Annotated in this window: 6 protein-coding genes; 1 reads left to right on the top strand and 5 read right to left on the bottom strand. The window is 55.7% G+C overall.

Translation table 11 applies throughout. From position 1 onward, the window contains the following. Positions 1-10: 10 nt before the first annotated feature. Positions 11-733, top strand: coding sequence for a WecB/TagA/CpsF family glycosyltransferase (locus ACEQWH_RS15995; RefSeq protein WP_370232513.1), 723 nt, complete (start codon positions 11-13; stop codon positions 731-733). Here ACEQWH_RS15995 and ACEQWH_RS15990 read toward each other — a convergent pair. From ACEQWH_RS15990 to ACEQWH_RS15970, 5 genes are all read right to left on the bottom strand, one after another. Next, on the bottom strand, positions 730-2,226 hold the full coding sequence (locus ACEQWH_RS15990) for a hypothetical protein (RefSeq protein WP_370232511.1): 1,497 nt from the start codon (positions 2,224-2,226) through the stop codon (positions 730-732). The genes ACEQWH_RS15995 and ACEQWH_RS15990 overlap by 4 nt on opposite strands. 96 nt (positions 2,227-2,322) lie before the next feature. Beyond that, a complete protein-coding gene (locus ACEQWH_RS15985; protein WP_370232510.1) occupies positions 2,323-2,988 on the bottom strand; it encodes a sugar transferase in 666 nt (221 codons plus the stop codon). A gap of 542 nt (positions 2,989-3,530) precedes the next feature. Further along, the gene (locus ACEQWH_RS15980; protein WP_370232508.1) at positions 3,531-4,796 is read right to left on the bottom strand and encodes a GumC family protein; all 1,266 of its coding nucleotides are present in this window, start codon (positions 4,794-4,796) and stop codon (positions 3,531-3,533) included. Positions 4,797-4,880: 84 nt separating this feature from the next. After that, positions 4,881-5,606: a 4'-phosphopantetheinyl transferase gene (locus ACEQWH_RS15975; protein WP_370232507.1), complete on the bottom strand. Its 726-nt coding sequence runs from the start codon at positions 5,604-5,606 to the stop codon at positions 4,881-4,883. Then, positions 5,603-6,074, bottom strand: a 472-nt coding sequence (locus ACEQWH_RS15970) for a phosphopantetheine-binding protein (RefSeq protein ID WP_370232506.1), incomplete at its 5' end; no start/stop codon positions are given. The genes ACEQWH_RS15975 and ACEQWH_RS15970, both read right to left, overlap by 4 nt.

The following is a 6,074-nucleotide window of genomic DNA, read 5'->3' as shown; positions in this document are numbered from 1 at the left end:
GAACGGCAAGATCCGCGTGAACGTCGGATCCCTTACAGAGCTTGAAAGCCAAGTGCGCGACAGACTCAAACAAAAGCAAGGGTTTAGCCTGGCGACCATCAATCTGGACCACCTTGTCAAAATGGACCGCGACGCGGCATTCTATGCGGCCTATGACAAGCAGGATTTCGTTGTTGCGGATGGAAACCCCATCGTGTGGACCTCGAAACTGGCAAAGACTCCGGTTGATCTTTTGCCGGGGTCTGATCTGGTCCTGCCACTGTGTGAATGGGCCGCAAAAGAGGGTCGATCCATCGCGCTTTTGGGCAGCACCGAAGCTGCGCTGAGCGATGCAGCCAACGCCCTGTCAACGCGAGTGGCGGGCCTTGAGGTCGCATGTATGATCGCGCCGCCCTTCGGGTTTGACCCCATGTCTGATGACGCCGCCGAGATCCTGCGAACCGTTGAAGCATCCGGCGCATCGCTGTGTTTCTTGGCCTTAGGCGCTCCAAAACAAGAGCTTTTGGCCGCGCGGGCGCAAGACTTCGCCCCTTCGGTTGGCTTTGCCAGCATTGGTGCGGGATTGGACTTTCTGGCGGGCACTCAAACCCGAGCGCCCAAATGGGCGCGCCGCTTGGCCATCGAATGGGTGTGGCGTCTGCTGCTAAACCCAAAACGGCTATGGAAACGTTACTTTGACAGCGGAATGATCATGCCGCGACTGGTGCTTCACGCCCTGCGGCAACGCACCTAAAGCACGGTGCGCGGACGGACCGGCGTCTCTGGGGTTGTCGTGGCCACCTCGGACGATTTCGGGGTTGGTTTGCGGGCCAGGAAGGCTTCGGCATAACCAAGCAAGGCACCCGCGATCAACCAAGTCATCGTTGTCAAAGTCGCATTAGGTAGCAAGTCTATCGTATTGATTGCCAACAACAAACTCAGCCCACCAGCAATAGGCGTCACAGCGCGTTGCTTTAGGGGCTTGCTCAAGCCGCCCTGCGTTGGAAACAAGTTCATCTCGCGCTGATGTCGTCGCCAGTTTTCCTCGGACGGCAAGCGCGTGGACAATCGATAGATCAAAAAGATCGGCAAAATCAGCAGCCCGAATTCGCCAATGAACCCAAGCCAGCCCAGCATCCCTAGCGTCAGAACCCAGCGTCCATCAGCGACAGAGGTCATACGTCCGGTCACAGGGTCATGGATCTGATTGCGTCCCCAGATCCCCCATCCGAACAACGGCTTTTCCTGCGCGCGATGCAACAAGGCCCCTTCGTGTTCAAACCGAAACTCCAAAGACTGCGCACGATCTGCACTGACACTTGTGGCCAGCTCTAACAGTCGTTCTTCGGGCACCAGATTGGCCCCTTTTGCAATGGGATAAGCAAGCGCCAGGCAAGCCAAAAGCATGGCGACTTTCGCCTGCATACGCCATCCCGTAAACAAGACCATGCTGACGATGAATATCGCATACATGAACGCGCTCAGCGTTTTGGCCAGCACCAGCACCGCCGCCAAGAACACAGCCACCCAAATCAGCTTGCGTCGCGCCTCGCCCTCGGTGTTCGCGACCAGAATGACCGCGGCACTCAGGCTCATCATCACCAGCATCGCGGCCCAGATTCCGTGGGACAGGAATACAATCGGGCGAAAGCCGTCGCCGCGGATCATCTGATCGAACTGATGCTGAAAGAAGCCGTAGACCCAGATGTTGATCTGCGGGCTGAGCCGGACTTCGATCAGCATCGGAAAGGCATAGGCCGTACCCGCAATCACCATAGCCAGCAACAGGTCTCGCAGGTCTTTTTCCGTCGTCAAAAGGTTGCGCGCCAACGCGAAATTGGCCAACAGAATGCACTGCATCACCATCATTGCGAAAATGTCCTGCGCATATAGCCCGCGCAGCATATCCGTCACAAAAACAATGGGTTCAGGATTGGTCAGCACCGTTGGGATCGGGGCAAGCACAAAGATCGCAACCAGCGCTTTGCCCAGCATCGTATCTGGCAGCCATTTGATTTTCTGCCGCGCATAGAAAACCGTCAGAACGATCGCCATGATGTTCGGGATCGTCGTCTTATCCAGCGACGGCATAAGCGGAAAGTCAAACTCTGTCGGGTATGGCGGCAACAGAAGATAGCTGGCAAGCACCGACCAGATCAGCGCACGTCCCGGAGGCAGGGCACGAAAGATGCCCAGCATGGCCAAAGGCCACAGCGCCAGTACCAGAAATGCTAAGCTGTTTGGCATGCGTCGACTTGTTTACCTCGGTTACCTGCACAGCCTAAACTTACAAATGGCCGATTTTGAGGCGGCAATCGGATATTTTTCTTACCGCAAAACGTCTTAGTGCCCTGTTGCGTTGACCACGACACCGACGGTTTTGAACATGATGCGCACGTCCGTCGCAAAGGTCAGCGTGTTCAGATATCCCGCGTCAAACTGAGCACGCTCTGAAAAAGAGCTCTCGTTGCGGCTGGAGATTTGCCAAGGGCCGGTGATCCCCGGACGCAGATCATAATAGGCTTCGCTTGGATAGATGGTCTTTTGGTCCACCATGATGGGGCGCGGGCCAACCAGAGACATGTCGCCGATCAGCACATTCCAAAGCTGTGGCAGCTCGTCCAGCGATGTTTTGCGGATCAGGTGGCCAATCGGTGTGATACGCGGATCGTTGAAAAGCTTTTGCTTTTCATGCCACTCGCGCGCCTCTTCTGGGTGCGTGGCCAGATAGTCGGCAAAGATCGCATCGGCATTTGCAACCATGCTGCGCAGTTTCACCATTTTGAACACGCGCCCTTCGCGACCAATGCGTTTCTGGACATAGAACGGGGATTTTCCGTCCAGCGCGACAACTGCCGCCAAGGCGAGAACAACGATGGTGACAGGAAGGGCCAGGATCATCACCGCCAGAATGTCCAGCGCGCGTTTGAAAACGGTGCGATACAGCCCAAGGGACGCATCGCCGCGTTCTTGAACCAAAGCAAAGCTGCCGTGTGCTTGCATGCCCATATTCATCTCTCCAAAGCTCAAACAGACAAAGCTCCGCCACCGCACCCAAAGGGGTGCGTTTTTCACGGAACCTGCTGAAGGGGGTCAAAGCCTGCGATCTGATCCTGTCAGATCAAAGCCAACGAAGACCGCTGTTTCAGCGCCTGTCGAATGTGTTCAACTTGTGTCTAGTTTTACCAAAAATGTCGAAATTCGTCCACGATGCCGAAATCAAGGTTAATTCATAAGTTATTGTTTTTATTGTATTTTCGATATCATCCCATTCAAATCGGGGCAAGATTGACAAATTCGTCCAATTTTTGTCACGCCCTGCGAACCAATAGGGGGATTGAGGAAAATTTGTTCACCTAAGCGCACCAATACTGTTTCCCCAGAAAAATCAATTTTCGAACAATTTGAGCTTTGTTTGCGCAAATCCAGAGGCCCGCAAGCACCGCGCAATTCAGCGTTGTATTTGATTCGCATTATGCTCGCGTCGCGCAAAGAAAAAGCCCCGCACAGGCGGGGCTTCGGGAATAGATATTGGTGTAACGGGGACTAGATCAAGAGCTTGAAATCACGACAATAATCGCCATAGTAACCAAGGCAGAAACAAAGACACCCGTTACCCAGATCATCCGTTTCAGCAGGCGTTCGCGCTTGACGTGAACGTTGGGGATCACGGCCACCGCACGCAACCCAAGCAGCCTCTCAAGCTGTGCTTCGGTGCGGATGACCGGATTGCGCAATTCCATCAAGTAGACCAACGCCATCCCGACCATTAGCGCCAAGACACAGCCCGCGAGCGCAATCTTTTTACGATTGGGCGACACAGGGTCATCGGGCGCGACCGCGCGTTCCAAGATAAAGAAGCTTTCGGACCGTTCGGTTTCCTGCAGCATCAGCCGCATCTCGGCCTCTGCCCTGCCACGCGTGATCGCCTGGTATTGTTCTGTCAGCTGGCGCAGCTCGCGCTCAAATCCGGCGAGCTGACGCTCAAGTTCTGGTGCTGCGGCAATGACCAATTCAACCTGATCGATCCGCGCACGCAGCAGATTGCGTTGTTCTTCCAGCCGCGACACACGATTGGCAAAGACCGTGCTGTTGGCCCGTTGACCTGAATTCAACTCCAGTATCTCGCGCGAGACCACCAGTTCGGCATCCCGAAGGGTCCGCAGTTCTTCGCGTTGCGCCGTGATCCCGGTGCCCAAAGAGGCCGAGTGCTTTTGACGAAACTCTGCGATCTGCGTTTCATAGTTTTGAATGTCCGCGCCGATACGCATCTCTTCGCCTTCGAAAAAGGCCATCGTTTCGCGGGCCCGCATTTCACGACGCGCGCGGTTTTGATCTACGACGTTGTCGACCAGCTCATTGGCCACGGCAGCGGCGAGATCCGGGTTGCCTAAAGCCACTGTGATGCTAAGTGCGGTCGGAATGACATCCGGACGCCAGGCCAAGGCGGGGTCAGAAATTTGTGAGACGGAGGCTGCCTCGCGCAGCGCAGTTACTTTTTTGTTCGGCGTCATCGCGGGCGCATCATCAAACAAATCAAATTCGTCGATAATGCCCTGCAAATTCTCCCGGGCCATCACGCGTTGTTCAATGATCTGCAATTGCTGCAAAATTTGACCATTCGCAGTGGCACCCGTCGATGATGTTTCGATATCCGGCTGTTCAATCTGGATGATCGCCATCGTCTCATAGGTTCGAGGAAGACTTAGGGCGAAAACCAAAGACGCAATCACGCCAACAAACACCACGAACGTCATCAACGTTACGTGGCGCAGAAATGCGCGAAGGATCTCGTCGAGAATAGTCAGCCTAATCATCTGTCGTTGCCTAATCTGCTCTGCCCGATGTGTTCGGGCACATCTTTTGCGGGTATTTCGCCGCAAGATGCACCCGCAATGTGGTTATCCTGTGACCGAATTGGGAAAACTCTCGTCGCTGTGCGACCCTTCGCCAATCCAACAGAAACTAAGGATCTGATCGCCCACCAAGGCCGTCATCCCCTTGAAAATGGTGCCGGCCTCAAAGGGACCTGCGTCTTTCATCAGACGCGCATCAAACCGTCCCTGGCGATCAAAGACCACGCTCAGGTTGTCAAAACCAAAGATCTTGCGGCTGATCACATACTGACACTTATAAACCGCTTCTTTTGCGGCAAAGAAACGACGCGCCACCATGCCACGGCTTTCAAACGGCAGTTGCCGCAGCCATGCCAGTTCTTCTGGGCGGCAGATCTCTTGAAAGAGCTCCGCTTCCACGGGCGTGGATGGTTCGATGTCGACGCCCAGCGCCTTAAAGCGATCCCGCTCTGCGGTCACGGCGATGCAGGCGGTGTCGTCATGCGCGATACTGCCAACAATAGCGCGCGGCCAGATGGGAGCGCGGTCATCGCCCACCGGAATAGCCGATGGCGCACGTCCCAGCGCCAGCAAAGCGCGGCGCGCGGCCATGCGACCGGCGGCAAATTCACGTTTGCGCGCGGGAATGGCCTGCGAAATGGCCCGTTCTTCGACCGGCCACAGCGGGTCAGGCTCGGCTGTCGGTGAGGTAACTGAAACTGCGACACCTGTTGGCAAGACCGCGCGGGCCGCCAGTTCCAGGCGTGAATTATGTCGCATCATCATCGTCATAGCTGTTTCTCCTTGCGAGTGGCACGTAATGCGCGCCGTTTGGACATGGCAGCGTGACGAGCGAGAGACCGCTCGTTCTTTGTTTCCAACACGGTGGTCTCAGACGCCGGAGCAGAATGTGGCGAAACCTGAGGATGTGTTGGTTGTTTTTTGGCCACGCGCCCAGATTCCCTCGAGCCAGTCAGGCTCTCCAGGCGCGCAACGAGGTCTCCCAAAACCGGGAAACGGAAGATATCGGTGATCGACAAAGCTTTGAATCCCAGCTCATCGCGCAAAGCGCGATGGGTTTGCACGGCCAAAAGGCTGTGCCCTCCAAGGTCAAAGAAATTGTCTTTCAGTTGCACCGCATCCGTCCCAAGGACGCGGCACCACACCGATGCAATCGCCGCCGCGAAATCCGTCTGCGATGCAGAGTCGTCAGACATATTTGGCGCGGGATCTGTTTGCGACGTCGCCTTCGCCGGTGGC

The sequence above is a fragment of the Cognatishimia sp. genome (genome assembly GCF_964229375.1).
In the GTDB taxonomy this organism is placed as follows: Bacteria; Pseudomonadota; Alphaproteobacteria; order Rhodobacterales; family Rhodobacteraceae; genus Cognatishimia.
The sequence above is the reverse complement of the archived record's forward strand: the minus strand, read 5'-3'. Positions and strand labels throughout refer to the sequence as shown.

Bases quoted from the DNA above. Each gene is read 5' to 3' on its own strand.
- ACEQWH_RS15990 (WP_370232511.1), bottom strand. From the start codon at position 2,226: ATGCCAAACAGCTTAGCATTTCTGGTACTGGCGCTGTGGCCTTTGGCC.
- ACEQWH_RS15985 (WP_370232510.1), bottom strand. From the start codon at position 2,988: ATGGGCATGCAAGCACACGGCAGCTTTGCTTTGGTTCAAGAACGCGGC.
- ACEQWH_RS15980 (WP_370232508.1), bottom strand. From the start codon at position 4,796: ATGATTAGGCTGACTATTCTCGACGAGATCCTTCGCGCATTTCTGCGC.
- ACEQWH_RS15975 (WP_370232507.1), bottom strand. From the start codon at position 5,606: ATGACGATGATGATGCGACATAATTCACGCCTGGAACTGGCGGCCCGC.